Annotated in this window: 5 protein-coding genes and 1 pseudogene; 3 read left to right on the forward strand and 3 right to left on the reverse strand. The window is 60.3% G+C overall.

The features are described 5' to 3' along the window. Window positions 1-68: 68 nt before the first annotated feature. The 3 genes and pseudogenes from P0D80_RS49125 (at window position 69) to P0D80_RS49135 (ending at window position 2,481) form a co-directional block, all read left to right on the forward strand. Window positions 69-1,645, forward strand: a pseudogene (locus tag P0D80_RS49125) (IS3 family transposase). Window positions 1,646-1,694: 49 nt separating this feature from the next. Beyond that, window positions 1,695-1,904 carry a plasmid pRiA4b ORF-3 family protein gene (locus tag P0D80_RS49130; RefSeq protein ID WP_408295735.1) on the forward strand — a complete coding sequence of 70 codons (210 nt, stop codon included), beginning with the start codon at window positions 1,695-1,697 and terminating at the stop codon, window positions 1,902-1,904. Window positions 1,905-1,923: 19 nt separating this feature from the next. After that, window positions 1,924-2,481: a hypothetical protein gene (locus P0D80_RS49135; protein WP_408295726.1), complete on the forward strand. Its 558-nt coding sequence runs from the start codon at window positions 1,924-1,926 to the stop codon at window positions 2,479-2,481. Between the two features lie 51 nt (window positions 2,482-2,532). On the opposite strand, the gene tnpB is transcribed toward P0D80_RS49135, so the two are convergent. Genes tnpB through P0D80_RS49150 form a run of 3 tightly spaced genes read right to left on the reverse strand, consistent with a single transcriptional unit; the run spans window position 2,533 to window position 3,114 of the window. Continuing rightward, window positions 2,533-2,700: an IS66 family insertion sequence element accessory protein TnpB gene (gene tnpB / locus P0D80_RS49140; RefSeq protein WP_408295729.1), complete on the reverse strand. Its 168-nt coding sequence runs from the start codon at window positions 2,698-2,700 to the stop codon at window positions 2,533-2,535. After that, entirely contained in the window at window positions 2,697-2,855 is a 159-nt protein-coding gene (locus P0D80_RS49145) for a hypothetical protein (RefSeq protein ID WP_408295732.1), read from the reverse strand. The genes tnpB and P0D80_RS49145 overlap by 4 nt, the downstream gene beginning before the upstream one ends. A 13-nt stretch (window positions 2,856-2,868) precedes the next feature. Beyond that, window positions 2,869-3,114, reverse strand: coding sequence for a transposase (locus P0D80_RS49150; protein WP_408295737.1), 246 nt, complete (start codon window positions 3,112-3,114; stop codon window positions 2,869-2,871). Window positions 3,115-3,173: the final 59 nt, after the last annotated feature.

Genomic DNA, 3,173 nt, shown 5'->3' on the forward strand with positions numbered 1-3,173 from the left:
CCCCCCCCCCGGCGTCATAGTAGTTGTCGCCTCTGAATTTCTTTATCAAGAAGAGTCAGAGGTGCAGGTTGAAGGCGAAACAAACGTATTCTGTCGAGTTCAGGGAGCAGGCGCTCTCGAAGGTCCTGCAGCGCGGCAACCGAACGGTTGGAGCCGTAGCCGACGAATTGAACGTGAACGTTTTGACATTGAGGAAATGGATGAGAAGTGCAGCCGCCGCGAACCGGAGCTTGAGTTCCGGACATGCAAAGCGTCCTGAGGACTGGTCGCTGGAAGAACGGCTGATGGCCTTGCAGGAGAGCCACGGGTTGGTCGACGAAGCGTTGAGCGGCTGGTGTCGCGAGCGCGGCCTGTTTGCGCATCATCTCGTGCAGTGGCGAGCGGATTTTTGCACTGTCGGTGTAACTGGTAGCCGGCGCGAGAGCGCCTAGGAAGTGCGGGATCTGAAGCAGGCCAATGTCCAGCTGCAGCGCGAGTTGAACCGCAAGGAGAAGGCGCTGGCGGAAGCTGCGGCGCTACTGGTGCTGCAAAAAAACTACCGCGCGCTGTTCGAGGGCGAGGCCGAATGACGGCCCCTGAAGAGCGCAGGGAATTGATCAGCCTGATCAGCGAGGCGACCCTGGCCGGGGCTCGCCAGGCACGCGCGTGCAACATTTTGGGACTCAGTGCCCGGACGCTTCAGCGCTGGCAACGCGGCGAACCTGACGCGGTGGACGGGCGCTCGTTGCGGCATCATGAACCGCGCCATAAGCTTTCTGCCGACGAACGCGCCGAGCTGCTAGCGCTCGCGAACTCGCCCGAATTCGGTCATCTGCCGCCAAGCCAGATCGTGCCGCGACTGGCAGACCAGCAACGCTATATCGCCTCCGAATCGACGTTCTACCGCGTACTGAAGGCCGAGAAGCAACTCGCCCACCGGCGCAGCGAACGGCCGGCCCACGCTCGCAGCAAACCCCGTTCGGTTTGCGCCGACGCGCCGAACCAGTTGTATTCCTGGGACATCACGTATTTGCCGACGACGATCCGTGGACAGTATTTTTATCTGTACCTGTTTCTGGATGTATTCAGTCGCAAGATCGTCGGCTGGCAGGTCTATGCGGAGGAAAGCAGCGCGCTGGCCAGCGAAGTCCTCCGGGACCTTTGCGCACGCGAAGCGATACAGCCCGATCAGGTGATTCTGCATTCGGATAACGGCGGCCCGATGAAAGGCGCGACGATGCTCGCCACCCTCCAGGCGCTGGGTGTCATGCCGTCGTTGAGTCGTCCGGGCGTAAGCAACGACAACCCTTATTCCGAGTCGCTGTTCAAGACCCTGAAGTACCGGCCCGCTTACCCACTCAAGGCGTTCGATACCCTGTTTGCCGCACGCGCCTGGGTGGGCGCACTGGTGCGCTGGTACAACCACGAACATCGTCACAGTGCGATCCGGTTCGTGACGCCAGCGCAGCGCCATGCGAATCTCGATCAGGACATCCTGGACCGACGCGCGGCGCTCTACGAGAGCGCCCGGCAGCGCAATCCGCTTCGTTGGAAACGCCGCACGCGCAACTGGCAGCGTGTAGATGCAGTGCATCTGAACCCGGATCATATTGACAACCAGGGTGCCGCCCCACAACGCCCTAACCAGGAGAGACAGGCCGCCTGAAATTTATTCGTTGAGGCGACAACTAGCTTGAAAATTTCCGGACCCTGAGCTGCGCTCGCCCATCTGCCTGGGCGGCCGCAATGCCTGTCCGCCGGAAGATGTTGGCGGCGTACCCGGCTACATCGAGTTCCTCGACGCGATCATTGATCCCGCTCATGAGGAACACCACCGGTTGCTCGACTGGTGTGGCGGTAGTTTCGATCCTGCTGCCTTTGACCTCCAGGGCCTCAACGAACGCCTCTTCGAGATCAAATTCTGATCGTCAAGACGGCCGCCAAATGTCGCTTACGACAAAGCAGCGGCTGACCCGTATTCTCATTCAGGAAGTCGTGATTGATCTGGACGACATCACGAATGAAGCGGTCGCCACAGTTCATTGGACGGGTGGTCGGCACACTGAGCTGCGCGTCGCACGGGTAAATGTTGGTCGATATCCATCCAGCCAACACTTCAGTGCTGTTCAAGTCATGCGCAAGCTCGGTGGGCAGTGGCCGGACAGGGAGCTTGCTGTGACCATGAACCGCATGCGATGCGAATCGCCAGACGGCAAGACCTGGACCACGGTCCGTGTTACCGAACTGCGCGAACGGCTAGGAATTGCGCCATTCGATCCGATGGCATCGCATGCGGAGACGATCAGCGTGGAAGAGGCCTCACGACGACTGGGAATCTACGGGAGCTCGATTCACCGCCTGATACGTGATGGAATACTGCCTGCGACCCAGCTCATGCCCTCGGCGCCCTGGCAGGTCCCTGTTGCTGCACTCGATTCCGAAGCCGTCAGGGAAGGTGTACGGGCTATCAAGGAACGGCGCCCACCTCACTTCAAGGTCTGACAGGAAGCAGATAAGTCACTCAAACTGCCCGGCTTCTAAACAAAGGATACACTATGTCACGAGACTCCCGCGTTCGCCGCGGAACACGAAGACGTGTCCGCAGAACGGATCCCGTTCAAGCACGGTCTGCACCTTGGCGGCGAGGCTGTTGAATCCCGCCCGCATGTCGGTCACGCCGACAGCCAGCCACACACGCGTGCCAACAGGAAGACCGATCACTTCTCAGCGTCAGCAGCGGCACGCAATGTACGCAACACAACACGCAGCGTGGCTGCGTCGGGCGTGCCCTCGATACGCACGCGTACGATGCCGACGCAAATCTCAATCACGCCCGCGACGACGGGCTGGGCCTTGCTCTGCGACTGAACGGGCAAGGCAGCCGCGTTCTCAATTGGGCGTTCCTCGTGAGCTACTTCTACCGGTAACAGTGTCGGCGGCTTGATAGGCTCGGCGCCACTTGAATAACAGGTTCGTATTGAGCCCGTGTTCCAGAGCCAATCGGGCGACCGAGACACCTGACTCACATGCGAGCTTTGCGAGTTCTCGCCGAAACTCGATGGGGTGGTTGGGGGTACCTTTACGCGTCCGTCTCGCTGCCGTTCCTATCTCAGGTGACAAAGTAGTCTCCACCACTCGTTGGTGGGGCCTACTGTGTCCACTTTGGCGCCATCGGTCTAGACGGTGCTGGGGCA

It is taken from the genome of Paraburkholderia sp. RL17-373-BIF-A (assembly GCF_046030175.1).
Taxonomy (GTDB): Bacteria; Pseudomonadota; Gammaproteobacteria; order Burkholderiales; family Burkholderiaceae; genus Paraburkholderia.

Bases quoted from the DNA above. Each gene is read 5' to 3' on its own strand.
- P0D80_RS49135 (WP_408295726.1), top strand. From the start codon at position 1,924: ATGTCGCTTACGACAAAGCAGCGGCTGACCCGTATTCTCATTCAGGAA.